Annotated in this window: 24 protein-coding genes, 1 other RNA gene and 1 pseudogene; 24 read left to right on the plus strand and 2 right to left on the minus strand. The window is 42.0% G+C overall.

The window, feature by feature from the left end:
* Nucleotides 1–37 precede the first annotated feature (37 nt).
* Nucleotides 38–1,315: an MATE family efflux transporter gene (locus PCY09_RS04640; RefSeq protein ID WP_125396778.1), complete on the plus strand. Its 1,278-nt coding sequence runs from the start codon at nucleotides 38–40 to the stop codon at nucleotides 1,313–1,315.
* A complete protein-coding gene (locus PCY09_RS04645) occupies nucleotides 1,312–1,926 on the plus strand; it encodes an HAD-IA family hydrolase (RefSeq protein WP_125396779.1) in 615 nt (204 codons plus the stop codon). The genes PCY09_RS04640 and PCY09_RS04645 overlap by 4 nt, the downstream gene beginning before the upstream one ends.
* A 47-nt stretch (nucleotides 1,927–1,973) precedes the next feature.
* Here the strand turns inward: PCY09_RS04645 and PCY09_RS04650 are convergent, their stop codons facing one another.
* Entirely contained in the window at nucleotides 1,974–2,450 is a 477-nt protein-coding gene (locus PCY09_RS04650; protein WP_125396780.1) for a YcxB family protein, read from the minus strand.
* Between the two features lie 110 nt (nucleotides 2,451–2,560).
* Between PCY09_RS04650 and polA the strand changes: the two genes are divergently transcribed.
* From polA to PCY09_RS04680, 6 genes are all read left to right on the plus strand, one after another.
* Nucleotides 2,561–5,203: a DNA polymerase I gene (gene polA, locus PCY09_RS04655; protein WP_125396781.1), complete on the plus strand. Its 2,643-nt coding sequence runs from the start codon at nucleotides 2,561–2,563 to the stop codon at nucleotides 5,201–5,203.
* A gap of 164 nt (nucleotides 5,204–5,367) precedes the next feature.
* A complete protein-coding gene (locus tag PCY09_RS04660; RefSeq protein ID WP_125396782.1) occupies nucleotides 5,368–5,805 on the plus strand; it encodes a CoA-binding protein in 438 nt (145 codons plus the stop codon).
* A 1-nt stretch (nucleotide 5,806) separates the two neighbouring features.
* Nucleotides 5,807–6,304, plus strand: coding sequence for a kinase (locus tag PCY09_RS04665; protein ID WP_061583164.1), 498 nt, complete (start codon nucleotides 5,807–5,809; stop codon nucleotides 6,302–6,304).
* A 162-nt stretch (nucleotides 6,305–6,466) separates the two neighbouring features.
* Nucleotides 6,467–7,075 (plus strand): DUF6287 domain-containing protein, encoded by a 609-nt coding sequence (locus PCY09_RS04670; RefSeq protein ID WP_061599862.1) that lies wholly within the window; start codon nucleotides 6,467–6,469, stop codon nucleotides 7,073–7,075.
* Nucleotides 7,076–7,322: 247 nt separating this feature from the next.
* Nucleotides 7,323–7,586 carry a hypothetical protein gene (locus PCY09_RS04675; RefSeq protein WP_125396783.1) on the plus strand — a complete coding sequence of 88 codons (264 nt, stop codon included), beginning with the start codon at nucleotides 7,323–7,325 and terminating at the stop codon, nucleotides 7,584–7,586.
* A gap of 157 nt (nucleotides 7,587–7,743) precedes the next feature.
* Complete coding sequence (locus PCY09_RS04680; RefSeq protein WP_125396784.1) at nucleotides 7,744–9,210, plus strand: alpha-L-fucosidase; 1,467 nt, start codon at nucleotides 7,744–7,746, stop codon at nucleotides 9,208–9,210.
* Between the two features lie 87 nt (nucleotides 9,211–9,297).
* Here the strand turns inward: PCY09_RS04680 and PCY09_RS04685 are convergent, their stop codons facing one another.
* The gene (locus PCY09_RS04685) at nucleotides 9,298–10,140 is read right to left on the minus strand and encodes a DUF975 family protein (RefSeq protein WP_125396785.1); all 843 of its coding nucleotides are present in this window, start codon (nucleotides 10,138–10,140) and stop codon (nucleotides 9,298–9,300) included.
* A 139-nt stretch (nucleotides 10,141–10,279) separates the two neighbouring features.
* Here PCY09_RS04685 and tgt point away from each other — a divergent pair, with 139 nt between their 5' ends.
* The 16 genes and pseudogenes from tgt (at nucleotide 10,280) to PCY09_RS04765 (ending at nucleotide 25,602) form a co-directional block, all read left to right on the plus strand.
* Complete coding sequence (gene tgt, locus PCY09_RS04690) at nucleotides 10,280–11,422, plus strand: tRNA guanosine(34) transglycosylase Tgt (protein ID WP_045505222.1); 1,143 nt, start codon at nucleotides 10,280–10,282, stop codon at nucleotides 11,420–11,422.
* 156 nt (nucleotides 11,423–11,578) lie between these two features.
* Nucleotides 11,579–12,046, plus strand: a complete 468-nt coding sequence (gene tadA, locus PCY09_RS04695) for a tRNA adenosine(34) deaminase TadA (RefSeq protein ID WP_048775963.1) — start codon at nucleotides 11,579–11,581, stop codon at nucleotides 12,044–12,046.
* 12 nt (nucleotides 12,047–12,058) lie between these two features.
* Nucleotides 12,059–12,156, plus strand: an RNA gene (ffs, locus tag PCY09_RS04700) — signal recognition particle sRNA small type.
* A 485-nt stretch (nucleotides 12,157–12,641) separates the two neighbouring features.
* Nucleotides 12,642–13,991, plus strand: coding sequence for a glucose-6-phosphate isomerase (locus PCY09_RS04705; protein WP_008808173.1), 1,350 nt, complete (start codon nucleotides 12,642–12,644; stop codon nucleotides 13,989–13,991).
* 186 nt (nucleotides 13,992–14,177) lie between these two features.
* Nucleotides 14,178–14,978 carry an SDR family oxidoreductase gene (locus PCY09_RS04710; RefSeq protein ID WP_001000837.1) on the plus strand — a complete coding sequence of 267 codons (801 nt, stop codon included), beginning with the start codon at nucleotides 14,178–14,180 and terminating at the stop codon, nucleotides 14,976–14,978.
* Nucleotides 14,979–15,040: 62 nt separating this feature from the next.
* Nucleotides 15,041–16,867, plus strand: a complete 1,827-nt coding sequence (locus tag PCY09_RS04715) for a PRD domain-containing protein (RefSeq protein ID WP_080713450.1) — start codon at nucleotides 15,041–15,043, stop codon at nucleotides 16,865–16,867.
* Nucleotides 16,867–17,364, plus strand: coding sequence for a transcriptional regulator GutM (locus tag PCY09_RS04720; RefSeq protein WP_001086645.1), 498 nt, complete (start codon nucleotides 16,867–16,869; stop codon nucleotides 17,362–17,364). Before PCY09_RS04715 ends, PCY09_RS04720 begins: the two co-directional genes overlap by 1 nt.
* Nucleotides 17,361–17,906 carry a PTS glucitol/sorbitol transporter subunit IIC gene (locus PCY09_RS04725; protein WP_001015684.1) on the plus strand — a complete coding sequence of 182 codons (546 nt, stop codon included), beginning with the start codon at nucleotides 17,361–17,363 and terminating at the stop codon, nucleotides 17,904–17,906. Before PCY09_RS04720 ends, PCY09_RS04725 begins: the two co-directional genes overlap by 4 nt.
* 13 nt (nucleotides 17,907–17,919) lie before the next feature.
* Nucleotides 17,920–18,900: a PTS glucitol/sorbitol transporter subunit IIB gene (locus PCY09_RS04730; RefSeq protein ID WP_020992831.1), complete on the plus strand. Its 981-nt coding sequence runs from the start codon at nucleotides 17,920–17,922 to the stop codon at nucleotides 18,898–18,900.
* 98 nt (nucleotides 18,901–18,998) lie between these two features.
* A complete protein-coding gene (locus PCY09_RS04735) occupies nucleotides 18,999–19,370 on the plus strand; it encodes a PTS glucitol/sorbitol transporter subunit IIA (protein WP_008808177.1) in 372 nt (123 codons plus the stop codon).
* A 439-nt stretch (nucleotides 19,371–19,809) separates the two neighbouring features.
* A pseudogene (gene pgi / locus PCY09_RS04740) lies at nucleotides 19,810–20,286 on the plus strand (glucose-6-phosphate isomerase); the annotation flags it as partial.
* 182 nt (nucleotides 20,287–20,468) lie between these two features.
* Nucleotides 20,469–21,377 carry a hypothetical protein gene (locus PCY09_RS04745; protein WP_125396787.1) on the plus strand — a complete coding sequence of 303 codons (909 nt, stop codon included), beginning with the start codon at nucleotides 20,469–20,471 and terminating at the stop codon, nucleotides 21,375–21,377.
* Between the two features lie 21 nt (nucleotides 21,378–21,398).
* Entirely contained in the window at nucleotides 21,399–22,205 is an 807-nt protein-coding gene (locus tag PCY09_RS04750) for a hypothetical protein (RefSeq protein WP_061601658.1), read from the plus strand.
* Nucleotides 22,206–22,618: 413 nt separating this feature from the next.
* Complete coding sequence (locus PCY09_RS04755; RefSeq protein WP_045634466.1) at nucleotides 22,619–23,569, plus strand: hypothetical protein; 951 nt, start codon at nucleotides 22,619–22,621, stop codon at nucleotides 23,567–23,569.
* A 111-nt stretch (nucleotides 23,570–23,680) separates the two neighbouring features.
* On the plus strand, nucleotides 23,681–24,379 hold the full coding sequence (gene dapD / locus PCY09_RS04760; protein ID WP_011999700.1) for a 2,3,4,5-tetrahydropyridine-2,6-dicarboxylate N-acetyltransferase: 699 nt from the start codon (nucleotides 23,681–23,683) through the stop codon (nucleotides 24,377–24,379).
* An 89-nt stretch (nucleotides 24,380–24,468) separates the two neighbouring features.
* On the plus strand, nucleotides 24,469–25,602 hold the full coding sequence (locus PCY09_RS04765; RefSeq protein WP_045634465.1) for an N-acetyldiaminopimelate deacetylase: 1,134 nt from the start codon (nucleotides 24,469–24,471) through the stop codon (nucleotides 25,600–25,602).
* Nucleotides 25,603–25,612: the final 10 nt, after the last annotated feature.

Genomic DNA, 25,612 nt, shown 5'->3' on the forward strand with positions numbered 1-25,612 from the left:
GTGAAGTAGCTTATGCTTAAAAGGAAGAATTTTCTTTATGACGACTTATAAAAAAATCATGAATATCGCCCTGCCAGCAATGGCGGAGAACTTTTTGCAAATGCTCATGGGGATGGTAGACAACTATCTGGTAGCTAGCCTTGGACTGATTGCGATATCTGGTGTCTCGGTGGCTGGCAACATCATTACTATTTATCAGGCGATTTTTATCGCGCTGGGGGCTGCCATTTCTAGTCTCATTTCCAAGACTCTGGCTCAGGGAGACAAGGAAAATCTAGCTTATCATACAACCGAGGCTATCAAGCTGACCTTGCTTTTGAGCCTTCTGTTGGGGCTGATTTCTCTACTCTTTGGCAGGCAGATGCTGGATCTTCTGGGGACAGAAAAGGCAGTGGCTGAAGCTGGGGGTCTTTATCTGGCTCTGGTTGGTGGGACTATTGTCCTACTGGGCTTGATGACTAGCTTTGGAGCTCTGGTACGGGTCACGCGCAATCCTAGATTTCCCATGTATGTCAGTCTTCTGACAAATGTACTCAATGCTCTCTTGTCCGGTCTAGGGATCTACGTCTTTCAGCTTGGTATTGTCGGTGTAGCACTGGGAACCGTGCTGGCTCGATTGGTCGGTGTAGTCATTCTTTGGCGAGAGTTGGATTTTTTCAAGATTCGCTGGAGCTGGGGCTTAGATGGAGAGCTCTTGCGCCTGTCTCTGCCAGCTGCTGGAGAGCGGCTTATGATGCGGGCGGGTGATGTAGTGATTATCGCCATTGTGGTTGCCTTTGGTACGGAAGCTGTAGCTGGGAATGCTATCGGTGAAGTTCTGACTCAGTTTAACTATATGCCAATCTTTGGGGTCTCAACAGCAACAGTCATGTTGGTAGCCCATGCGGTTGGTGAGGGAGATATGCGAGCGGTCGGTCTGATTCGCAAGCGGACCTTCTGGCTATCTTTTGCTTGTATGCTACCCGTGGCTCTAGGGATTTTTGCTTTTGGTCGGCCACTGACCTTGCTTTATACGGACAATAGCGGAGCGATCACAGCTAGTCTTTTAGTTATCCTCTTCTCTCTATTGGGAACTCCCATGGCAGTGGGAACCGTGATTTACACAGCTGTCTGGCAGGGGCTAGGCAATGCTAGACTGCCCTTTTATGCCACGACTATTGGTATGTGGCTGATTCGCATCATTACAGGTTACTTGCTGGGTGTGACATTTGGCTTGGGCCTTCCGGGGGTCTGGGCTGGGACACTCTTGGACAATGGCTTCCGCTGGCTATTTTTAAAGGTTTTATTTGACAGAAAAATGAGGGAAATCACATGACAAAAGCGTTTATTTGGGATTTGGACGGCACCTTGCTGGACTCCTATGATGCTATTTTGGCAGGGATTGAGGAAACCTATGCTCACTATGGTCTGGACTTTGACAGAGAAGGTATCCACAGCTATATCCTAAAGCACTCTGTCCAGAAGCTCTTGGAAAAAGTAGCGTCTGAGAAAGGTCTGGACGCTGCCGATATGAATGCCTTCCGAGGAGCAAGCCTAAAGGAGAAAAATGCTCAAGTCCATCTGATGGAAGGAGCAGCGGAGATACTGGCTTGGGCTGAAGAGCAGGGCGTTGCCCAGTTTGTCTATACCCACAAGGGACTCAATGCCCATCAAATCTTGCAAGACTTGGGTATTCATGACTATTTTACAGAAATCATCACAGCAGCCAACGGCTTTGAGCGCAAGCCCCACCCAGAAGGTGTCGACTATCTGCTTGAGAAATATGGCCTGAATAAACAGGAAACCTACTATATCGGCGACCGGACGCTGGATGTGGATGTCGCCGTTAACAGTGGCATCCAGTGCATTAACTTCTGTGACTACCGACCAGAAATCAATCAGAAAATCGAGAAGTTGGTGGATATCAAGCAATTATTTACAAAATAAAAAGCAGACCAGAACTGATCTACTGTCAGTCTAGCCTGCTTTTTCTTTTACATATGCTCAATGTGAAGTTCCAGCAAGAACTCAAGAGCCTCGGGAGTGCAGTTCTTTTTTTCAATAGGGAAGCCAGTATTCTCACCAATCAAGATATAAAAATCTTGCTTTGTCATAATGACTTTGACAATATCATCATAGGTATAGCGAAATTCTCCACGTATATTTCTTGCGATAAAAGCCTCTCTGTCAAATATCAGAGTGACTTCCATGTTCTGAAATAAAGGATTTTTTTGATAAGCTTTCTTAATCTGATAATTCATGCCAAAATAGTACATAGAGGCGAAAATAGGAGGAGCCAATATGATAGAAATTATCTTTTTCTCTAACGGACTGAACATTACGTAGGTGAACAGTCCGATTATCAGTATGATTATGTATAATACAAATCCTTTTCGTCGCACGAGAATAGCCCAAGAAAATCTTTTATAAACTTCTTCAGTCATCAGAGTTGTAATACGGATTGGAAACATCTTTTACCTCCAGTTTTTATTATTATAACACAGAGGAGTAGTTAAAATCACTTTCTATTTTCCACGCCGACTTTTCTGTCTTTGTCCGCCTTTCGTGTTATAATAAACCTATGGAAAATAAGAATAAATTATTATTAATCGACGGTTCGTCCGTTGCTTTTCGCGCTTTTTTTGCGCTTTATAATCAAATCGACCGTTTCAAGAGTCCATCGGGCCTGCATACCAATGCCATTTATGGCTTCCACCTCATGCTCAATCATCTCTTGGAGCGCGTGCAGCCGACTCATGTTCTAGTAGCTTTTGATGCTGGTAAGACGACCTTCCGGACCGAGATGTATGCTGACTATAAGGCTGGTCGGGCCAAGACACCGGATGAATTTCGTGAGCAGCTACCTTTTATCCGTGAAATGCTGAAGCACCTAGGCATTCACTTCTATGACTTGGCTCAATATGAGGCAGATGACATCATCGGAACATTGGACAAGATGGCTGAAAAAACAGCTGTGCCTTACGATGTGACCATTGTCAGCGGCGATAAAGACTTGATTCAGCTGACGGATGATAATACAGTGGTGGAGATTTCCAAGAAAGGTGTGGCCGAGTTTGAGGAATTTACCCCAGCCTATCTCATGGAAAAAATGGGCATCACGCCAGAGCAGTTCATCGACCTTAAGGCGCTGATGGGCGATCAGTCGGATAATATCCCCGGTGTGACTAAGATCGGTGAGAAGACTGGTCTCAAACTTCTCTTGGAGTATGGTTCTTTGGAAAATCTCTATGAAAACATTGACCAGCTCAAGGCTTCTAAGATGAAGGAAAATCTGATCAATGACAAGGACAAGGCCTTCTTGTCTAAAACCCTCGCCACCATCAATACTCAGGCTCCGATTGAAATCGGGCTAGATGATTTGGTTTATAAGGGTCCGCAGGTAGAGGCTCTGAGCAAGTTCTACGACGAGATGGGCTTCAAGCAGCTCAAAGCTCAGCTAGGGACTACTCAGGAGCCAGTAGAAGTCAAACCAATTGAATTTACCAAAGTGACTGAGGTGACAGCAGATATGTTGGCACCGGAGCAATTTTTCTATTTTGAAATCTTGGGTGACAACTACCACAAGGAAGAGATTGTCGGTCTTGCCTGGGGCGATAGCCGTCAGATTTATGTCGGCTCCAGCGATTTACTGCAACAACCTCTCTTTCAGGAGTTTTTGACAAAAACAGCTCTAAAAACCTACGACCTCAAGCGGACCAAGGTACTGCTCAGTCATTACGGCATTGAACTACCAGCAGCCTCCTTTGATGCGCGCCTAGCCAAGTATTTGCTTTCGACGGTCGAGGATAATGAGCTGGCGACTATTGCTCGCCTCTACGGCCAAACAATCCTGCCAACTGATGACGAGGTGTATGGCAAGGGAGCCAAGCGCGCTTTGCCGGAGCAAGAGCAGCTCTTTGAGCATCTAGCTCGTAAGATCCAGGTGCTGCTGGAAACAGAAGAGCCGATGCAAGAACAGCTTCGTTCCCACGATCAGCTGGATTTGTTGCTTGAAATGGAGCAGCCGTTGGCTTTTGTCTTAGCTAAGATGGAGATTGCGGGGATCAAGGTTGAGCGGGAAACCCTGCAGGGCATGCAGGCAGAAAATGAAAAGACGCTGGAAAGCCTGACGCAGGAGATTTATGATCTGGCTGGTCAGGAGTTTAATATTAACTCGCCGAAACAGCTGGGAACCATTCTCTTTGAGGATATGGGGTTGCCGCTGGAGTACACCAAAAAGACCAAGACGGGCTACTCGACAGCGGTGGATGTGCTGGAGCGTTTAGCACCGATTGCACCGATTGTATCTAAGATTCTGGAATACCGTCAAATCAGCAAGCTCCAGTCCACTTATATCATCGGACTGCAGGAGGCGATTGCGGCTGACGGCAAGATTCACACTCGCTATGTTCAGGATTTGACCCAGACGGGTCGCCTGTCCTCGGTTGACCCGAACCTGCAGAATATCCCCGTTCGTTTGGAGCAGGGGCGCCTCATTCGCAAGGCCTTTGTACCGGAGTGGGCAGACAGTGTGCTTCTCAGCTCGGATTATTCCCAGATTGAGCTGAGGGTGCTGGCTCACATTTCGCAGGACGAGCATTTGATTGCTGCCTTTCAGCATGGAGAAGATATTCATACGGCTACCGCCATGCGGGTCTTTGGTATTGAAAAGGCAGAGGATGTGACACCTAATGACCGTCGTAATGCCAAGGCTGTCAACTTCGGAGTGGTCTATGGCATTTCCGACTTCGGTCTGGCCAATAATCTGGGCATTTCTCGCAAGGCTGCCAAAGATTATATTCAGACTTATTTTGAGCGTTTCCCAGGAATCAAAAATTATATGGAAACCATCGTCCGTGAAGCGCGTGATAAGGGCTATGTAGAGACCATTTACCATCGCCGCCGCTCCTTGCCGGACATCAATTCCCGCAACTTTAACATCCGAAATTTTGCGGAGCGCACAGCCATTAACAGCCCGATCCAAGGATCGGCCGCAGACATTCTCAAAGTCGCTATGATTAATCTGGATCGAGCTCTGACAGAGAAAAATTTCAAGTCTCGCATGCTCTTGCAGGTGCACGATGAAATCGTGCTGGAAGTGCCAAATGACGAGCTAACAGCCGTTTGCCAGCTAGTCAAAGAAACTATGGAAGCTGCGATTGAGCTAGCCGTTCCACTGGTAGCTGATGAAAATGCCGGCCAGACTTGGTACGAGGCGAAGTAAGACAAGATACAAAGAGAGTCAAAACCGACTGAAAATTAGCAATTCGGACGGAGAAGCGATGCTCCTAGAACGGATTATCTATTTTCCGAGGTTTTAGCTCAGACTCAGTTAAGACGCAAACACTGCAAAATTATCCAGCTTTATTATGAATGAGGAGGAAATCTATGACTTATCATTTTCAAAATCCCAGCGATGCAATCGTCAAGCATTATTTGAAAAACAGCAAAGTGATTGCTGTTGTCGGACTGTCTGACCGCGAAGAAACAACCAGCAACCGTGTGTCCAAAGAGATGCAAGAACGGGGCTATCGCATTATCCCTGTCAATCCGCGGGTAGCGGGCCGTCAGATTTTTGGTGAGACTGTTTATGCCAGTCTCAAAGACATTCCATTCCCAGTGGATATTGTCGATGTATACCGCCGCAGTGAATTTTTGCCGGATGTGGCGCATGATTTTCTGCAGGCTGATGCCAAGGTTTTCTGGGCTCAGTTGGGCTTGGAGAGTGAGGAAGCCGAGCAGATTTTGCGGGCAGCTGGTCGAGACGATATTGTCATGGACCGCTGTATTAAACGCGAGCATACCCGCTTGATTCTGGGCGAATAAGATGGCCAAGTTAGTTATCATTCGTGGCAATTCGGGCTCTGGCAAGTCTAGCCTGGCCAGAAAACTGCATGCTCACTACGGTCGAGGAACTCTCTTAATATCGCAGGATACGGTTAGACGGGACATGCTCAAGGAAAAGGTTGAGCCGGGAAATTTGTCTATTGACCTGACGGAAACGCTGGCTCGCTTCGGTTATGAACATGATCTGCTGGTTCTGGTAGAAGGGTTTTATGAGACAGACATATACGGACAGATGCTAGAGCTACTGCGGAATTTATTTGGTTCTCAGACTCTAGCGTATTACTATGATTTGACTTTTGAAGAAACGGTCCGCCGTCATCAGACCAGAGCGAAACAAGAAGAATTTACCCCAGCCGACATGAAGCGCTGGTGGAAAGAACGGGATTTCTTAGGCTGGGAAGAGGAAGTCTTTTTCACAGATGAGGATTCGCTTGAGACAGCTTTTCAGCGAATTTGTCAAGATTTAGACGGATTTTAATCTTTACCCAATTTTAAAAGTGACATTTCAGTTTAAGTGTCACTTTTTTTGTAGCCTCCTATTAAATTTAAAATATAATCAAAAAACTATTGACATATATGTTACAAAAGATTACAATTAAATTACAAAATATTTCTTTTGTTACAAAAAGGAGAATTAGCGATGAAGACTATAAAATTTACTCTTTTAGTTATTATGTCTTTAACGACTTGCTTCATTCTCAATGCTTGTGGGAATAAGCAAGAAAGTACTGCTAGAAGCTCAAGCAAGGTTACTCAGACTACCAAATCCAGCGAAAAATCAGCAACATCATCCACAAAGGAAAAGGCTACGGCCAACTCAAGTAGCCAGGATTCCAAAGCTAGTCAAAAAGAAGATACTCCCCCTTCCTCTGAGGCAGACCAGAGCAAAGACAGCACTAATCAACAGTCCAATTTCAACTTTGATGAATTGGCACAGGGAAACTTCGCTAGTCTTGCGGGAACTTGGCAAAATGACCAAGGAGACAAGCTGGTTATTTACAATAATGGGACAACGAACAAAGATGGGGCTATACTTTTAAAAGAAATACGTGATGGGCTATATATTGGAGAGTTCCGAGCCAAAAATTTGAGTGGGGCTCTATGTCTACTAGTGCCAGGTGGTATTCGTCTGCCAGATGCCTATAGTCAAGATGAGGCTGTACATCAAGTAGACGAAAATCAGGATCGTTTAATTATTGGTCAAAGTTCTGACGTAGCACTTCATCCATACTACCGAGTGGCAAATTAGTAAATGATGTGTATCTGTGAAAACAACTAATTGCCTGCAAAATGATCCTATTCACAGATTCAAAGACAAAGAAGGTTGAACATTGCTTTAGCCTTCTTTTTTCTAGTTCAGGTTTTAAAGTCCTCTTGTAAATGAGTCTTTTAGAAAAAGAGTTTTTTGCTAAAAGCATCAAATATCATAGTGACATCCATGTCCTGTTTTGAGCAAGGGGAAATCGGTATAATCTCAGTAGAAGGAGGAAAAAACAATGCTTCCAAAAAGATTAGAAGAAACACCGCTAGGTCTTACAACGATCGCTTTATATGATCATCATGGTAAGCTATTAGCCCGTTTCCAACGTTTGATCTCAGAGGGGCAGGATGGTATTTTTATTGAAAATATGATAGACAGTGCGATTTTTTATCGTATTTGCAAAAATGGAAAACCGATTATGATCCCACTTTTTTATGCAGGAGAAAAAAGATTCTCTATTTTCAAGATTACCATCATGTCAAGCAAGAGGATGAGATAACCCTACTACCTCATACGGAAGAATATATTTTTGATGGGAGTGAATATGATGGATAAGCAAATCTAGAATCATTTTTTGCTAAAATAATCTGTTTAATTTCCAAAAAACTGGTAGAATAAAAGAAAGCGTTTTAAAATAAACTAATGAGGCAGTAGCGATGAAAATTAGCTTAGAAGAAATCAAAAAAGTTGCCAATCAAGGGCCTTTCTATCCAGACTGGGATTCTCTTGCGACCTATCAGGTGCCCAACTGGTTCAAAGGAGCCAAGTTTGGGATTTTTGTCCATTGGGGGCTTTATAGTATCCCGGCTTTTGGGAGTGAGTGGTATTCTCGAAATATGTACATCCAAGGTACAGCCGAGTTTGAACATCACGTCAAAACCTATGGGTCCCACAAGGATTTTGGTTATAAGGATTTCATCCCTCTATTTACTGCTGAAAAATTTCAGGCGGAGGAGTGGGTACAGGTATTTAAAGAGGCTGGGGCGCGCTACATCTTTCCAGTAGCTGAGCATCATGATGGTTTCCAGCTTTATGAAAGTCAGCTCTCACCTTTTAATAGTGTGGAAATGGGGCCAAAGCGGGATATCTTACAGGAGTTAAAGCAGGCAACAGATCAAGCCCATCTTCATTTCTGTACTTCTTCCCATCGGGCTGAGCATCATTTTTTCTTCTCACATGGGAAAGAATTCGATAGTGACATTGCTAAAGAAGTCAGCCGAGATGAACTTTATTGGCCAGCTATGCCAGAGCCAGATCACCATGATTTATTTGGTCAGCCCTATCCTGATCAAGAATTTTTAGATGATTGGCTTTTGCGGACCTGTGAGCTTGTCCGAGATTATCAGCCAGAGATTTTGTACTTTGATTGGTGGATTCAACATATAGCCTTTAAAGAACATTTGAAACTTTTTGCGGCCTATTATTATAATTTGGGAGTTGCGACCGGTAAGCCGGCTAGTATTTGCTACAAGCACGATGCTCTGGCTTTTGGGTCTGGGATTGTTGAGATGGAACGCGGTGGCTTTGCGGAGATACAGCCTTTCACTTGGCAGACAGATACAGCTATCGCACGCAATTCTTGGGGCTACACAGAGCAACTGGATTATAAATCAGCTAAAGAAATCATCCAAACTTTGATCGATGTAGTTTCTAAAAATGGGAATCTCCTGCTCAATATCGGACCTAAAGGAGACGGTTCGATTCCTGAGAGAGATCAGGCTATCTTAAAGGAAATAGGAGCTTGGCTGGAGGTGAATGGCCCAGCGATATATGACTCCTATGCTTGGAGACAATTTGGAGAAGGGCCGACGCAGCCGGCTAGTGGACCATTTTCAGATGATGATACTGTAACCTATACTCATCAAGATTTCCGTTTTACAGCCAAGGGAGGTTCTGTTTATGTATTTGCAATGGAGCCAGTTATGGATCAATGGCTGACAGTAGAAGCCTTGGCGGATGAAAGGGAAAATCCCTCCTCTCGTTTTCACGGTATTATAAAAAGTGTCTCCTTGCTAGACTATGAAAAAGCACTGAAATGGGAGCAAACTTCTCAAGGTTTACGGATATTCTTGTCTGAAGTTGAGACTAATCTGCCATTGGTCTTTAAAGTCGAGCTGGCTTAAAATAGCGTACAAACAAAAAGCACTTCTGCCTTATGAACTACCCCCAATCGGTTAGATTTACTGTCTAACTTTTTGGGGTCAGTACACTCAAGCAGAGTTGCTTTTATTTTTTAGGGCTTTTAATTGCTCATAAAAGAGGACGGAGCTAGTATGGATATAGGGGATAACATAGATTCCAGCAAGACCAAGGGTCAGAAACATTAAAACCTGCCAGCCGATAAAGCTCACATCTAGTATAAAGCGTTTGTCTTTATATCCCTTCATCATAAGCCGGCTTTGACGAAGGACTTGAAGCGGACCTTGGTAAGTTCCTTCTTTAAGTTGATCGTAAAGAAGGAACTCAGCTTGCGAATAAGCATAACACTGAGGAAGGGAGATAATCAAGCCTAGAGTAACGAGAAGCAAGCCCAGAAACAGAGAAGGCGAGTAGTTGCTAATCTGCTGAATGGCTTGATCAGACAGTTGATTATTAGGAGCTTGATTGTAGATATAGAGGATGCGGTAGCTCGTAAATATAGAAATGACAGAGCCAACCCAAAGTAAAATACTCCAACAAAATAAAATCAGACGCTTGCAAAACAAAGTAAGTACAAGGGGAGTAAAGATTTGATTGGAAAAAGCACGCAGAGAGTCCGAAAACTTCAACTGTTCAGTTTGCCTGCGCAACAAATCAATTAAAGCATAGGACGCTGAAATGATAAAAAGAGAGATGACGAAATTGATAACTTGAGAGAAAAGACCGCGACTAACTTCAAGATAGAAAGCCTGTTTTAGATCAACTGACGCGAAATACTCCATCAAATCCTCTTGCGAATCACCCAAAAAATTGCTAAGCAACAAGATCATAATCGGGATGAAAAAGAGAAGTAGGAGTCCTGGTATTTTCCTTTGTAGGAGACGGGCTTCAGCCCTTAGTTGACGTAAATTCATAAAAACCTCCAGTAATGCTATCTATTATATCATACCCCGTGACAGACGGGGCTTTTTTTGATAAAATCATACAGTATCTTGTGGAATCTTCCACAAAAAATAAGATCTGGGACTGTCTTTCCCAGCGTCGGAGGTAAAAATGTCAGATTCACCGATTCAATATCGATTGATCAAAAAAGAAAAACACACAGGTGCCCGTCTGGGAGAGATTATCACACCTCACGGGACCTTCCCAACGCCTATGTTTATGCCGGTCGGCACTCAGGCGACAGTCAAGACCCAGTCACCAGAGGAACTCAAGCAAATGGGGTCGGGTATTATCTTGGCCAATACTTATCATCTCTGGCTACGTCCAGGCGATGAGCTAATTGCCCGTGCAGGTGGTCTGCACAAGTTCATGAACTGGGACCAACCTATTCTGACCGATAGTGGTGGTTTCCAGGTCTATTCTTTAGCTGATAGTCGAAACATCACAGAAGAAGGGGTAACCTTCAAGAACCACCTCAACGGTTCCAAGATGTTCCTATCGCCAGAAAAGGCTATCTCTATCCAGAACAATCTGGGCAGTGACATTATGATGTCCTTTGATGAATGCCCGCAGTTCTACCAGCCTTATGACTATGTCAAAAAGTCCATTGAGCGGACCAGCCGTTGGGCAGAGCGTGGACTCAAGGCCCACAGCCGTCCGCACGACCAAGGTCTCTTTGGTATTGTTCAGGGGGCTGGCTTTGAAGATTTGCGTCGCCAGTCTGCTCAAGACTTGGTCAGCATGGATTTCCCAGGCTACTCTATCGGAGGACTGGCTGTTGGTGAGTCTCACGAAGAGATGAATGCGGTGCTGGACTTCACAACACCTATGTTGCCTGAAAATAAGCCTCGTTATCTCATGGGAGTGGGAGCGCCAGATAGCTTGATTGATGGTGTTATCCGTGGTGTGGATATGTTTGACTGTGTTTTGCCGACTCGCATTGCCCGAAATGGTACCTGTATGACTAGCGAAGGACGATTAGTCGTCAAAAATGCCCAGTTTGAAGAAGATTTCACGCCATTGGATCATAACTGTGATTGCTACACTTGTACCAATTACACGCGGGCTTATATCCGCCATCTGCTCAAGGCTGACGAAACATTTGGTCTTCGCTTGACAAGTTACCACAATCTTTACTTCTTAGTAAACCTTATGAAGAAAGTTCGCCAAGCTATTATGGATGATAACTTGTTAGAATTCCGTGAAGATTTTATGGAGCGCTACGGCTATAATCGATCCAATCGGAATTTCTAAAAAACTTTAAGTTTTCTTTAAGTAAGGGAGTTTATGATATACCTATCCTAAAATTTTTCATAATCTCCTAAAAAGTCGCCAAGATTCTTGGTGGCTTTTTTTGGCTCTAAACATTATAATAGAGCAGAAGAGAATTTGAAAGATAACAGAAAATCTATGAACTATAGTCAAGAAGAAAAAGAATATTTTATGCAGGAGGCTTTGAAAGAGGCCAAAATTGCTTTAGAAAATGACGAGATTCCTATCGGTTGTGTCGTCGTAAAAGACGGTCAGATTATTGGTCGTGGGCATAATGCACGTGAGGAGTTGCAGCGGGCGGTTATGCATGCGGAAATTATGGCAATAGAAGAGGCGAATCAGCATGAGAATAGCTGGCGCTTGCTGGATACAACGCTTTTTGTGACCATTGAACCCTGTGTCATGTGTAGCGGAGCAATCGGCCTAGCACGTATACCTCATGTTGTCTACGGAGCACCAAATCAAAAGTTTGGTGCGGCTGGTAGCCTGTATGATATTTTAACAGATGAACGACTAAACCACCGAGTGGAGGTGGAGGCAGGTGTTCTCCAAGAAGAGTGCGCTCAAATCATGCAAGATTTTTTCAGAAATCGTCGCCAAAAGTAAAAAAATATGATATACTATTCATGGAGCAACAGTTTTGCGTGAAGCGGGTCAGGGGAGGAATCCAGCAGCCCTAAGCGAAGTGAACTGTGTGCTCTTTTCTATTGCTCTTGATGCGTCAAGTCCAAGGGACGCAGACGAATCCTAGAGCAATGGATGCAGTTTTTCCCGTTAGGGAAAAAGCTGTAAACCTATGATAGCCCTTAGTGAATCAAGTCCAACGGACGCGGATGAACTTAGGTGCATTGACGCAGTTCGAACAAAGTGAGAACTAGGTTCCGAAGTATAATGAATCAAGCCTAAAAGGTGCAGATGAATATTGGAGCAGCGAATCTAGTTTGAACGGACCTGAAATGAATTCAGCTGACATCCAATCTTAAGAAGCGTATTTGTTTTCTTGTCAATCAAAATTGTTCTTCTCAATAGGCCTAAAATTTGTTGACTTACGCAAACGAGTGCTCTCGGTTATGTCCTAAGGTTAGCTTATTTAGAAAAATAGTATAGAATATAAAATGTAAACGTTTTAAAATAGTGAAAGCACTTGCTTATTTTTTCTTAAAGCGTTATCATAAAAGAAAAGAACAATTGGAGGATAAACATGTCACATATTAAATTTGACTACTCAAAGGTGTTAGATAAATTTGTAGCACCACATGAACTAGATTATATGCAGCCTCAAGTGACTGCTGCAGATTCTGCTCTGCGAAATGGTACAGGTCCTGGGGCAGAAATGACTGGTTGGTTGAACTTGCCTGAAGAATATGACAAAGATGAATTTGCTCGTATTCAAAAGGCTGCTGCTAAAATCCAATCTGATAGTGAGGTATTGATCGTAATCGGTATTGGTGGTTCCTATTTAGGAGCTCGTGCAGCTATTGATTTCTTGAATAATTCTTTTGTAAATCTACAAAGCAAGGAAGAACGCAAGGCACCTCAAATCCTCTATGCTGGAAATTCTATTTCTTCAAGCTATTTGGCTGATTTGGTAGACTATGTATCAGACAAAGATTTCTCTGTCAACGTTATTTCTAAGTCAGGAACGACTACAGAGCCTGCTATTGCTTTCCGTGTCTTCAAAGAACTCTTGGTTAAGAAGTATGGTCAGGAAGAAGCAAATAAACGGATTTATGCAACTACAGACCGCGCTAAAGGTGCAGTTAAGGTTGAAGCAGATGCTAATGGCTGGGATACTTTTGTAGTGCCTGATAGTGTAGGTGGTCGTTTTACAGTATTGACAGCAGTGGGACTCTTGCCAATCGCAGCTGCAGGGGCTGATATCAGCAAGTTAATGGAAGGAGCAAATGCTGCTCGCAAGGCTTATGCTTCTGATAAGTTGGCTGAAAATGAAGCATATCAATATGCAGTTGTACGCAATATCTTGTACCGTAAAGGTTATCTGACAGAAGTTCTAGCTAACTATGAACCATCTCTGCAATACTTCTCTGAGTGGTGGAAGCAACTGGCTGGTGAGTCAGAAGGGAAAGACCAAAAAGGGATTTACCCAACTTCAGCCAACTTCTCAACAGACTTGCACTCTCTGGGACAATTTATCCAGGAAGGTACCCGTATCCTCTTTGAAACAGTTGTACGTGTAGATAAACCTCGCAAAAATGTGCTGATTCCTGAATTGGCAGAAGACTTGGACGGTCTTGGCTACTTGCAAGGAAAAGATGTTGACTTTGTCAATAAAAAAGCTACAGATGGAGTGCTGTTAGCACACACTGATGGTGGAGTTCCAAATATGTTTGTGACACTGCCTGAGCAAGATGAGTTCACTTTGGGCTACACTATTTACTTCTTTGAGTTGGCTATTGCTCTTTCTGGCTACCTGAATGGTATCAATCCATTTGACCAGCCTGGAGTTGAGGCTTATAAGAAAAACATGTTTGCCCTTCTTGGAAAACCAGGCTTTGAAGAGCTGGGTGCTGAGTTGAATGCACGCCTTTGATTCTTATATGCCTTGAGTTCATTTAGAGTATAAAAAGAGATCCACAAGTTCATTTCTTGTGGATTTTTTACTACAAGCCTCATAATTAGTTTATTATTTTTTTGAACAGTATAAAAAAGAGTGTCTTAATTCTTTTATGAAAGCGCTGTATAATTGCCTTGTAAATAAAATTTGAGAGGTATCAAAATGAATGATTGGTTAAACATAAAAGGCAAAACAGTTCTTGTGACTGGCGCGTCATCTGGGATCGGTAAGGCAATCGTTGAAGAATTGCTGGAATTAGGTGTCAATGTAGCGAATTTCGATCTTAGCGACAACGATTTGCGTCATCCAAATCTATTATTTGTGAAAGTTGATGTAACTTCTCGCTCTGAAGTAGAAGAGGGTGTTGCCAAAATAGTTGAAAGATTTGGCAATATTGATGCAGTGGTCAATAATGCAGGGATTAATATCCCTAGATTATTAATCGATGCAGAAAATCCTAAAGGTCCTTACGAATTGGACGATGAGACGTTCGAAAAAGTAACGATGATTAATCAAAAAGGTTTGTATCTGGTTAGTCAGGCAGTGGGACGTATTTTAGTGAAAAATGGAAAAGGTGTAATTGTGAACATGGCTTCAGAAGCAGGCTTGGAAGGTTCTGAAGGACAAAGTGCCTATGCTGCCACAAAAGCAGCAGTCTATAGTTACACTCGTTCATGGGCAAAAGAGCTGGGTAAGCATGGTGTACGTGTGGTTGGAATTGCTCCAGGAATTATGGAAGCTACGGGACTTCGAACTCTTTCTTATGAGGAAGCTCTTGCTTATACCCGTGGAAAGACGGTAGAAGATATTCGAGCTGGTTATGCTTCAACTTCAACAACTCCTTTGGGACGAAGTGGTAAACTACGGGAAGTAGCTGACCTTGTAGCATTCTATATTTCAGACCGTTCTAGCTATATAACTGGAGTCACTACAAATATTGCCGGAGGGAAAACTCGCGGTTAAAAAAATGAAGGTGAGGAAGAGAGTTGACCATAGTAAATCGATGGTATAACATTTTAGAAAAAATGGTCTCACAGCCAACTTATTCCTTAGTAGATATGCGCTCAGAGCTGGATATTAGTATGCAAACCTTGCAAAAGAGTATCCAACAATTAAATGATGTTTTGGCTCCGAGTATCCAGATTATCTCACAAGATGATAAGTTAATGTTAGAGGTGTATGACTATACTGAGTTGGAAGGGATTTTATCTGGTAGTTTAAAACGGGAGAGTGACTTCAATTCTTCCAGTAAAAGAATTGCCTATTTACTAAAACGTTTAATTAAGTCAACCTCCCCTCTTCTTATTGACGACTTGGCTGAGGAAGCAGGTGTTAGTAGAAGTACCCTTAATAAGGATTTAAAACAAGTAAAATCTTTGGCAGAGAGTTACTCTATCACTATTTCAGGAAAGCCCAACCGTGGGCTGGAGGTCTTGGGGTCCGAGCTGAATTTGCGCTTGCTCTATATTCACCAAGTGGCCCCTTACTTTGAAGGAAAGACACTCACCGAGGCAACATCTTCTTTTCTGGAGACGCTACTCCAGGAGTATAAAATCCCGAAAGAAACAAAGGAACTCCTTCGAAAGACAATTTCAATTATGGTGGAGCGTATTCATGCATCTAGGGTGTTGAGTTGCCCTATTCCTTACTATAGGAATGATTTAACAGAGACACCTTTGGTTGAAAAATTAATCTATCATATTGAGATGACTTATAAGATTTCCCTCAGTCAGTTTGAAATAGACTTTTTGTGTTTTCCGTTTAATATCCGTTTTATTGACACTTTAAGCAAGCCGTCTTATCAATCTGAACAGCTTGCAAACATTTTTCAAGGGATTGTCAAGAAAGTCAAAGAAACAATGTTGGTTAACTTTGATGATGAAGAATTATTTGAAGAAATCAAGTCTCATCTAGGCCCCTTAATCAATCGACTGATTTTCCATGTGCAAGCTAATGATATATTCCATGGCGAGGTTCAAACTCAATATCCTTTTGCTTTTGAAATGGCGAAAATTGCTGGAGAAGAACTATCTGCAATTTTTGGTTCTGAATTGGAATTATCTGAAATCGGATATCTGGCTTTGTATTTTGAAATGATTTTAAGAAAGCAAAACTCTGTTGTAAATGGTTCTCGCAAGCAGATAGCTGTAGTTTGCACAACAGGAAGAGGAACTGCTGCGATGATTATTCAGCAACTCAGACGAATCCTTGGAAATGATGTAGACATTACTCAGTATTCTGAAGAAGATTTTAATCTGGATTTGAATCAGGACTATTTCGCGATTTTTACGACAGTTCCTCTAAAATATAAAGATTCTAAATCTCCAGTCATTCAAGTTAATCATCTTTTTGATGATCAATGGCTGCAGGAAGAATGGCAGAGGGTCAATGCTTTTCATCAAAAAAATCTAGAAACAGTCAGCTTACGTTTTCTTCGGTTGAGTCCCCAAAAAACCTATCAGCAATACTTGCTAAATATGGTTGCAGAGTTAGAGAAACTTCAGATGATTGATGAAGGTTTTAGAAATCGGATAATTGATAGGGAGAAAAAACAATCAACCATTTTTGGTGGAGGAATTGCCTTCCCCCATACAATTAACCAGGGTTATGCAAAGACTATTTTAATGTTTGGAAAGCTAGAAGAGCCTTATCAAAAAGGAGATGATTGGATTGAATTTATCTTTCTAGTCGCCATTCCCTCAGAAATTGAAAGCAAAATGGAGAGTGAATTGCTGGAATTGTATGACGACATTTTTCGAATTGCAGGAGAGCCTTCTCTAAAAGAAGCATTGAGGGCTGTAGAAACAGAGACAGAGTTTCTATCATTTTCTAAGAGCAAAGGAGTATTTTAATGAATTCGCTAATAATTTTCGCTGTATTTGTCATGGCAGCTTATATATTTCAAATGTTCCTCGGCTGGCAGCAACTCAAAGACTTCAATAAGACCTATACGATGCTCCGAAGACTGGGGCGCGTAGCGATTGGCAGGAAGTCCGGAAGAATCAAATCCGGTACGATTGTCATGTTCGCGGTTGATGAAAACGGTCGGGTTCTTAAAGCTAGCAAAATGCAAGGAGTCACAATCTTAGCACGTTTTCAAAATATGGACGATTATGTTGGAGAAGACATCCATTATTTTGACAAGTATAATCCTCTTGTGAGAAAAGAAAATAAGTTGATGCAATCAGCCATAGAAGATGCTAGAAAAGTCTATCTTTGGCATGAGGCAGGTATTGAGAAAGAGACAAGTTCATCTGATTCTTTTCTGGGATTCGGCTTTTATGCGAATTACTTACAATTATCTATTAAACAGTTATTTAAAAAAAATAAGAAAGGGAGTTCCTTATGAATCACATTACAAATTTTGCAGAGAGTTTTATGAAACTCTTCCAATTAGGTGGAGAAACCTTTATTAGCTGGATGACAAATATTGTACCACTTGTCTTAATGCTATTGATTGCAATGAATACCCTTATCGCTTTCTTGGGAGAAGAGAAGGTCAATTCCCTGGCTAAGATTTCTGCTAAAAATCCTGTTAGCCGGTATATGATTTTACCTTTCATTTCAGCCTTTATGCTGGGGAATCCGATGGCAATCAGTATGGGACGTTTCTTACCAGAATATTATAAACCTAGTTTTGTAGCAGCTCAGATGCAGTTCTGCCATACTTCAAATGGTGTATTTCCGCATATCAATCCTGGGGAATTGTTTGTATGGATGGGAATTGCAACAGGAATTCAAACTTTAGGTTTAAGTCAAATGGACTTAGCCATTCGTTACATGCTTGTTGGGCTTGTCATGAACTTTGTAGGCGGTTGGGTGACCGATTTTACAACTGCTTATGTAGCAAAACAGCAAGGTGTTACCTTGAGTAAAACATTTGATTTATAGAAAGAGTGAAATTATGTCATATAAGAGTATAAAAGTTGTTAAAGGAAATGGCGGTTTCGGAGGACCTTTGGTCATTACACCTAGTGAAGCTAAGCATAAATTCATCTATATCACTGGCGGAGGAGAAAAGCCAGATATTGTGGATAAAATTGCTGATTTGACCGGTATGGAAGCTGTTAATGGGTTTAAAACTTCTATCCCAGATGAGGAAATTGCTTTAGCAATCGTGGATTGTGGCGGTACTCTTCGCTGTGGTATTTATCCTAAAAAGGGGATCCCTACAATAAATATTGTCGCTACAGGGAAAAGTGGGCCTCTAGCTCAATATATAACCGAGGAAATCTATGTGTCAGCAGTTGGCCTTAATCAAATTTCTGCTGCTAATGAAGACGAAAAAGCGACAACTGTGGTAACAGAAAAGCCAACTTACGATACTAGTAAAAAAATTACAGAGCAAAAAGCTGAAACAAGTATTGTAGCAAGAATTGGGATGGGCGCTGGGAAGGTCGTTGCGACTTTCAACCAGGCTGCTCGTGAAGCCATCCAAACAATGCTCAACACGATCATTCCTTTCATGGCCTTTGTTTCCTTGCTGATTGGGGTTATTCAAGGTTCAGGTGTTGGAAATTGGCTGGCAAAATTAATGGTTCCCCTAGCTGGGAACATCTGGGGACTCATTTTGATTGGCTTTATCTGTTCCTTGCCATTCCTATCTCCTTTGTTAGGCCCCGGAGCTGTTATCAGTCAGATTATTGGAACCTTAATTGGAGTTGAAATCGGCAAAGGGAATATTCCGCCCCAAATGGCTCTGCCAGCTATATTTGCTATCAACACTCAAAACGGTTGTGATTTCATTCCTGTAGCACTCGGTCTATCTGAAGCCAAGGCTGAAACAGTTGAGGTTGGTGTCCCTTCTGTGCTTTATTCACGCTTTCTCAATGGTGTTCCGCGGGTGCTAGTAGCTTGGATAGCTAGTATTGGCCTTTATCAGTAAACCTTTGATAGATGCACGTAAACATAGCAACTATTATGTTAAACTTATCTATAAGCATAAGTTTATGACAGATTTGAGAAAGGATGAATAGGAATTAGATGAAGAAAATTTTTGAAGCTAAAGTAATTCAAGTGGGGCCTGAAGCTCAGAATATGATTCAAGATGCCAATATGCTCATTTTGTTTGGAGAAGAAGCTCCGGAAGACTTAGCAGAGTATTGTTTTAAAATCGATAACAAAAATCTTCTAGGTGCAATACTAGAAGGTGGAAAGCTGGTGGTAGATAGTCAGGAATATTCGATTACTGCCGTAGGAAATGTAGTAGAAAAAAATTTAACTGGACTGGGCCATATCACGATTTCTTTTGATGGTTCAAAAGAGGGCAGCCTGCCGGGCACTCTCCATGTTGCAGCAGACCAAGCAGTAGTAATTGAAAAGGACTCTACCATTCAGATTTTCGAAACTGCTTGACCATAACAAAATTTAAAATCAAGCAATTTAGAAAAATAAAAGTCTAAAAAATTGATTCAGAGCTTGGACAAAAAGTCCAGGCTTCTGGGTCTAAATTAGAAAAAATAGATGACGCGGTGGTTGATTGGCATCTTCCTTCGCTTTTTAAGCCCCAAAGATTGCCTGATCAACTGTGGGGGGTGGGAAGATGAACTTTTTAACTTGTTTGAAGTTCTTTCCCACTCCCTTTTTGATAGGGAAAATAATTTATGTTTTAATATTGTAAAATTTGTCATTGTTTTTCAATGTTTTCGCAATATGACAAATCAACAAAATTTATAAGGATAAAAGCATGCCAGAAAAAGACGGTCAAGGTCAAGCGCAAAGAGCTTGAAGTCAATCAAACTAGCCAGCCAGTGCAAGGGAATTTCCAGCAGATGCATCCATAAGGTGTGCCTGAACAGAAGGAAAAGACCAAAAAGGTATTTACCCAACTTCAGCTAACTTCTCAACTGACTTGCACTCATTGGGTCAATTTATCCAAGAAGGAACTCGTATCATGTTTGAAACAGTTGTCCGTGTTGACAAACCACGTAAGAACGTGATCATACCTACTTTGGAAGAAGACCTTGACGGACTTGGTTACCTTCAAGGTAAAGACGTTGACTTTGTAAACAAAAAAGCGACTGACGGTGTTCTTCTTGCCCACACTGACGGTGATGTACCAAACATGTACGTGACTCTTCCAGAGCAAGATGCCTTCACTCTTGGCTACACTATCTACTTCTTCGAATTGGCCATCGCCCTTTCAGGTTACTTGAATGCCATCAACCCATTTGACCAACCAGGTGTTGAAGCCTACAAACGCAACATGTTTGCCCTTCTTGGAAAACCGGGATTTGAAGAATTGAGCAAAGAATTGAACGCTCGCCTTTAATAGACAAATGAAAGGACCTCGAAAGAGGTCTTTTTTGTATAGTCCACTTTATCTATTGGGGCGTTGGCCAATCTTGTGATTTTATGATATATTAGAACTATTACATTTAAATTTTGCACGTCAGACTTTATTCACGAAAGTGAGGAGAGTGGTGGGTGAAAATGGCTAGTAAAGGAGATGTTATGACAACAGAGGACAAAAAGCCTTTTAAATCGCAAGAAGGACAAACTGATCAACAACCTGATCAGAAAGAAAACAATTTAGTTTCTCAAGAGGAAAATCATCAAGAACGTCAATCGGAAGCTAAACGCGGTTGGATTAAGTTGATCACTTTCTCAGTCCTTGCTGCTTTTATTGCTGGACTGATTGGTGGAGGTGTTGGCTATCTTTGGGGACAATCATTCAAGTCCGAAGCTGATACTAGGCGATATAAACGTATAGAACGAGCCAAGGCTGAAGCTAAAGATACAGAAACTGGCTTTATCACAGAGAAAGACAGGGTTGTCTTTACTTTTTCTCTTAAAGATCTTGGCTTGTTGAAGTATAACAATAAGGATGGTCATGGATTAACTGCAGATCAAATTGTTAATACCTATGGATTAGCTTCTGGTGTGGATTATGAAAAGAAGGGGATTAAACTTTCTTGGGATAGATCGAAGTCTTCAAAAAGTCAAAGCGTCACTATGTATTTTGAAAAATCAGGTGACAATTATTATTTAAAGCATGTACAAGCTTATGCGCTAGGCGAATTCCATGATAAGCAGAAACTAGAAGATGAAGACGAAGATGAAGATGAAAAGGATACTGACAATTCAAAAGATTATAAATTGACAAATGAAGAGTTTAAAAGTCTGAAAAAAGGAGATTCAAAAACAGGCAAGGGAGGGACTCCTTTATCAGAATTATTGAAAAAACATGGACAATCTATCCAAATTGAAACGGAAAACGATATTACTGCTAATGGAGAAAAGTATATCTCTAATCGAGTGATTGCAAAGGTATTCTATGAAGTTGATGATGATTATAAGACATTACGATTCCTAGCACAACCGGATGGGGAATTCTTATACATTGGCACAGAACGAGATTAAGATAGAGGAGATAGATGAAAGATGAATATAAATCAATCACAGATACCATTTGACGTGCCTGAAAATCGTGATCAAGAGAAAGCAGGAAAAAGGCGAATGCTTATTTGTATCACAGGTTTTGCGGTTTTGGGGCTGATAGTTGGTCTAATTTTTGGTTATTCTACAGGGGATATGAATCTGACCAAACGCCTCTATCCAATCATCAATTTAAAAGCTGATACGGGTAAATCAAAAAGAGATGTGGCAGCTGAATACATCAACCCCAAAAAGTCAGACTTTAGTTGGGATATCAATAATCTCACTACTCTTAAGTTTGGTTATTACGATAAGCCAGATTTAGGAACTCCCATAGAAGATATTCTTGATGAGTATGGTAAGGCTATAAAAGGTTCGTTTCGAGGAGATAGAATTGATTTAGAGTGGGGCGAATTAGATGATTATGACCAGGATGAAGATAGTTTCTACTATCGCTCAATTCGTGAAATGGAGCTTGCCTTTAAGAAGGAAGGTGATCGCTACTACTTACAAAATATTTCTTATTCAGGTGATTACAGAAAGGCTAAAGCCGCTTATATGCCCTCTGATTATTATGATAAGCTGAAAGTGGGAGATCCAAAAACAGGTAAAGGTGGGGTCTCCTATAAGGAAGTCATCGGGGATAATGCAGTCTTATATCTGACGATGTCTGCAGGGGAAGATATTGAAACAGATGAAGTAATTACCAAAATGAGGATTCAATTCAACTCATCGGGTTCGGATGAGTACAAGTTGACCTTTGTTAAACAGGCAGATGGAGATTTCCTTTTAGCTAAAAAAGGAGCCGATTGAGAAGCAACTTAGTCTCGTTTACTTGGAGGTTCCTGATAAGGTATGAAGAGCGAGTAGCTTAAAGTTTGAATAAAATTTTTTGAAAGATCTGGAATGGAAATTCCAGGTCTTTATCTGTTTAGTCGAAATGGATTCACTAACCTAACTACTCAGAAAATCTAATAGGGGAATGTTTGTATTTCTCATTTTTTAGGGTATCCCTAAGGGACTCATTTCTAGATTCTGCGGTTTTCCTTTCACTGATTATATGTTACAATCAGGGGAGATGTAGCAATATTGAGATAGATTTTTATATATATTGATAATGAAGTGGCATTTACTTGGAGTATCCGAGAAGGACTAGAATATATATGGAGATAGGGAACTAGATAGAAGGATATTGATTTCGTTTAAGGGAGAAAAAGGATAAGAGAATGGAAAAAAGAGACTTAGACAAACTACGAAAAGAACATAAGGAACGATTTGGCAAGACAAAAGAATCTTCGAGAAGAAATTCTAATGAAATGCCTGACTCGGCACCTGCATCAAAGCGCAATGAGGAAGCCAAACCAACAAATGAAGCCATTTCGGAGAAGCCAGCTACACCAATATCGGAATTGAATTCCAAGGACGTAAAAAAACCGAGACTGAAACAAAATTTAGGTTCTAGTAGATCAGATCATCAATCAAAGGCTAAAGAAGCAAGAACGCAAAGGCTAAAACCGACTTCTCGTTTCTCTTCAAAGTTAATTGCTGTAGCAGTATTAACGCTTGTTATAGGACTCTTTATCTTAATTGGGAAGGGACTCAATTCTCATAAAGATGATCAGGCAATGGGAGCAGAGTCAAAGTATAGTTCTCCAAATGCTAAGGCTTTGGATTGGGAGAGGATTGACTTTGTAAAGTATAAGATTGAAAAGGATGGGACTAGAAACCTTCACGTCTCTGATTTTGTTCGTCAATATGGTTTAGCCCAAACTAGCAACGAAATGAAAGTGGGCAAAAAGGACAAATTGCTGTCACTGACTTATAATTTAAAAGGCGGAGGCGTGGCTGTTATTCAATTCTGGAACAGAGGTTCTGGTCCACATCTTGTCAGTGTTTCTTATGATACTACTCAAAAAGAATATCTGACGGATGAGAGGCTTGCCTTTCTTAGAGGGATTAGCCCAGATGAAGAAAAAGGCATCACGGATATAGAGATAGTTGATCAAGTGGGAGTTCCCAAAAGGTATTATAAATCAAACATTGAAGGCTACTCTATTTTGAACATGGCCTACCAAACAAAGGATAAAACCTTCGTCCTTTTGGAATTTGCAAGGGACAAGGATGGAAAGTTTCATTTGAAAAAGGTCCAAGAATCCAAAAACGATTTCGATGTCTAGTAAAGTTCAAACTGACTGACCGAATTGTGTTATAATAGAAAACATTAGATAGCTAGGAGAGACTTGCCTCTTTCCTAGTTCAAAAAATAGAAAGAACAAAGAGGTGCTATTATGTCTGCTACTAAAATGAATGCTCAAGAAATCATCAAATTTATCGCTGACGCCAAGAAAAAGACTCCTGTCAAGGTAACTTTTAACGGAGAATTGCACGGTACCATTCCTTGGTCTGTTGTGAAATTAGGCAATGTTCTTTTTGGAGACTGGGAAGAAATCAAGCCCCTCCTAGTGAACTTAGAGGAAAATAAGACCTATGTCGTTGAGCAAGATGCTCGTAACTCGGCTGTGCCACTTTTGGACAAGCGCGACATCAATGCCCGTATCGAGCCAGGTGCTATTATCCGTGATCAAGTCGAAATTGGTGACAATGCTGTTATCATGATGGGGGCAGTCATCAATATTGGTGCAGAGATTGGCGCTGGGACCATGATTGATATGGGTGCTATCCTGGGTGGCCGAGCTATTGTCGGAAAAAATAGCCACGTCGGTGCAGGTGCAGTTCTAGCGGGAGTCATTGAGCCAGCTAGCGCTGAGCCAGTTCGGGTTGGAGACAATGTGCTGATTGGTGCCAATGCGGTTGTGATTGAAGGTGTACAAATTGGCAGTGGCTCCGTTGTTGCGGCTGGTGCGATTGTGACTCAGGATGTTCCTGAAAATGTAGTGGTTGCTGGTGTTCCAGCTCGAATTATCAAGACCATTGATGAGAAGACCCAGCAGAAGACAGCTCTAGAAGACGCTCTTCGCACACTTTAATATTGCATAAATAACAGTGCCGCGCCTGAAGTTGATTGGGTGCGGTCAGACTTTTATCTGGTTTGATAAGACAATAAAGGAAATAAATGATGCTTGATTATCTAAAAATTCGCCGAGATTTACACCAAATACCAGAAATCGGTCTGGAAGAATACAAGACTCATGCTTACCTGATGCAGGTCATTGAAGGCATAACTGCTGATCTAGACTTTGTGGAAATCCGAACTTGGCGAACTGGTATTTTGGTCTTTATCAAGGGCAGTTCACCGGATAAGACGATTGGCTGGCGGACAGATATTGATGGTCTTCCGATTGTCGAGGAGACAGGTCTGGACTTTGCTAGTACCCATGAAGGCCGAATGCATGCCTGCGGACACGATATGCACATGACGGTCGCTCTAGGCCTGCTAGAGCAAGCTGTGAGCTCTCAGCCTACCCACAATCTGCTCTTTCTCTTTCAGCCTGCTGAGGAAAATGAGGCTGGTGGCATGCTCATGTATGAAGACGGTGCTTTTGGCGATTGGCTGCCAGATGAATTTTACGGACTTCATGTGCGGCCGGATCTCAAAGTTGGTGATATTGCCACTAACAGAGGAACCCTCTTTGCTGGTACCTGTGAAGTCAAGTTGACCTTTAGAGGGAAGGGCGGCCATGCGGCTTTTCCTCATGAAGCCAATGATGCTTTGGTGGCGGCTAGCTACTTCATCACCCAAGTGCAGACCATCGTCAGCCGCAATGTCGATCCTATCGAGGGAGCGGTTATAACCTTTGGTTCACTCCATGCTGGCACGACCAACAATGTCATCGCAGAAACAGCCTTTTTGCATGGTACCATTCGGACTCTGACTCAGGAGATGAACCTCTTGACCCAGAAACGTTTACGGGAAATAGCAGAGGGGATAGCCCAAAGTTTCGGTCTGGAATTGGACTTGGAACTCAAGCAAGGCGGTTATCTGCCTGTAGAAAATCATCCTGATCTGGCAGGTGAACTGATGGACTTTTTCCAGAAGGAAGACGGAGTGGAGCTGATTGATATTGCTCCGGCGATGACAGGTGAGGATTTTGGCTATCTACTCAGCAAGGTCAAGGGCGTCATGTTCTGGCTGGGAGTGGACAGTCCCTATGCCCTTCATCATCCAAAGATGACACCGGATGAGGCGGCACTGCCCTTTGCTATTGAAAAGATTGGGAAATTCCTAGATTATAAAGTCAATGACAGATAAGAAAAGAGGG

Origin of the sequence: Streptococcus sp. SG2 (assembly GCF_030439925.1) — a bacterium.
Classification (GTDB): Bacteria; Bacillota; Bacilli; order Lactobacillales; family Streptococcaceae; genus Streptococcus; species Streptococcus gordonii.

Bases quoted from the DNA above. Each gene is read 5' to 3' on its own strand.
- PCY09_RS04640 (WP_125396778.1), top strand. From the start codon at position 38: ATGACGACTTATAAAAAAATCATGAATATCGCCCTGCCAGCAATGGCG.
- PCY09_RS04645 (WP_125396779.1), top strand. From the start codon at position 1,312: ATGACAAAAGCGTTTATTTGGGATTTGGACGGCACCTTGCTGGACTCC.
- PCY09_RS04650 (WP_125396780.1), bottom strand. From the start codon at position 2,450: ATGTTTCCAATCCGTATTACAACTCTGATGACTGAAGAAGTTTATAAA.
- polA (WP_125396781.1), top strand. From the start codon at position 2,561: ATGGAAAATAAGAATAAATTATTATTAATCGACGGTTCGTCCGTTGCT.
- PCY09_RS04660 (WP_125396782.1), top strand. From the start codon at position 5,368: ATGACTTATCATTTTCAAAATCCCAGCGATGCAATCGTCAAGCATTAT.
- PCY09_RS04665 (WP_061583164.1), top strand. From the start codon at position 5,807: ATGGCCAAGTTAGTTATCATTCGTGGCAATTCGGGCTCTGGCAAGTCT.
- PCY09_RS04670 (WP_061599862.1), top strand. From the start codon at position 6,467: ATGAAGACTATAAAATTTACTCTTTTAGTTATTATGTCTTTAACGACT.
- PCY09_RS04675 (WP_125396783.1), top strand. From the start codon at position 7,323: ATGCTTCCAAAAAGATTAGAAGAAACACCGCTAGGTCTTACAACGATC.
- PCY09_RS04680 (WP_125396784.1), top strand. From the start codon at position 7,744: ATGAAAATTAGCTTAGAAGAAATCAAAAAAGTTGCCAATCAAGGGCCT.
- PCY09_RS04685 (WP_125396785.1), bottom strand. From the start codon at position 10,140: ATGAATTTACGTCAACTAAGGGCTGAAGCCCGTCTCCTACAAAGGAAA.
- tgt (WP_045505222.1), top strand. From the start codon at position 10,280: ATGTCAGATTCACCGATTCAATATCGATTGATCAAAAAAGAAAAACAC.
- tadA (WP_048775963.1), top strand. From the start codon at position 11,579: ATGAACTATAGTCAAGAAGAAAAAGAATATTTTATGCAGGAGGCTTTG.
- PCY09_RS04705 (WP_008808173.1), top strand. From the start codon at position 12,642: ATGTCACATATTAAATTTGACTACTCAAAGGTGTTAGATAAATTTGTA.
- PCY09_RS04710 (WP_001000837.1), top strand. From the start codon at position 14,178: ATGAATGATTGGTTAAACATAAAAGGCAAAACAGTTCTTGTGACTGGC.
- PCY09_RS04715 (WP_080713450.1), top strand. From the start codon at position 15,041: ATGGTCTCACAGCCAACTTATTCCTTAGTAGATATGCGCTCAGAGCTG.
- PCY09_RS04720 (WP_001086645.1), top strand. From the start codon at position 16,867: ATGAATTCGCTAATAATTTTCGCTGTATTTGTCATGGCAGCTTATATA.
- PCY09_RS04725 (WP_001015684.1), top strand. From the start codon at position 17,361: ATGAATCACATTACAAATTTTGCAGAGAGTTTTATGAAACTCTTCCAA.
- PCY09_RS04730 (WP_020992831.1), top strand. From the start codon at position 17,920: ATGTCATATAAGAGTATAAAAGTTGTTAAAGGAAATGGCGGTTTCGGA.
- PCY09_RS04735 (WP_008808177.1), top strand. From the start codon at position 18,999: ATGAAGAAAATTTTTGAAGCTAAAGTAATTCAAGTGGGGCCTGAAGCT.
- PCY09_RS04745 (WP_125396787.1), top strand. From the start codon at position 20,469: ATGACAACAGAGGACAAAAAGCCTTTTAAATCGCAAGAAGGACAAACT.
- PCY09_RS04750 (WP_061601658.1), top strand. From the start codon at position 21,399: ATGAATATAAATCAATCACAGATACCATTTGACGTGCCTGAAAATCGT.
- PCY09_RS04755 (WP_045634466.1), top strand. From the start codon at position 22,619: ATGGAAAAAAGAGACTTAGACAAACTACGAAAAGAACATAAGGAACGA.
- dapD (WP_011999700.1), top strand. From the start codon at position 23,681: ATGTCTGCTACTAAAATGAATGCTCAAGAAATCATCAAATTTATCGCT.
- PCY09_RS04765 (WP_045634465.1), top strand. From the start codon at position 24,469: ATGCTTGATTATCTAAAAATTCGCCGAGATTTACACCAAATACCAGAA.